Here is a 525-nt window from a genome sequence, read left to right on the forward strand (position 1 = left end):
AGTTTTTCCTAATAAAGTTATATCCGACGGAATTTGAATATGATGTTTATATGCAATATTAAACAGTTCCTGAACAGCTTTACCAAGACTAAGTTGGCTTAAAGGGACATCATAATAGTTTTGCTTTAGATACTCCACATCCGCTGTCAGTTGTTTCATATTTACATCATCAGGTACCAAACCCATCTGTGTAATTGCTTTGATAACCCCTCTTGTATTTTGGCGCATCATAGAAATAACTAACGACGCTAAATGCTGTTTTAATTCAGGACTAAGACTTCCAACCATACCAAAGTCCATAAAAACAATAACTTCACCCGGTAAAAAAATGATATTACCAGGGTGGGGATCACCATGAAAAAAGCCTTCAATTAGAATTTGGTGAAGGATAGATTGAACTACCCGTTCAGCTAGTACCTTGCGATTTAGTCCTTGGTTATCCATTTTTTTTAATTCATTTAATTTTATTCCTTCTATGTATTCCATAGTCAGTACTTTTGAAGTTGTATAATCCCAATATACTTT

At 34.1% G+C, this 525-nt stretch carries 1 protein-coding gene; it reads right to left on the reverse strand.

All coding sequences use genetic code 11. The annotated features are described in order from the left end of the window. On the reverse strand, window positions 1–525 hold a 525-nt coding region (locus RCF13_RS20215), incomplete at both ends, for a lipopolysaccharide core heptose(II) kinase RfaY (RefSeq protein WP_308141515.1).

The sequence above is a fragment of the Stenotrophomonas maltophilia group sp. RNC7 genome, from assembly GCF_030910085.1.
GTDB lineage: Bacteria > Pseudomonadota > Gammaproteobacteria > Xanthomonadales > Xanthomonadaceae > Stenotrophomonas > Stenotrophomonas sepilia.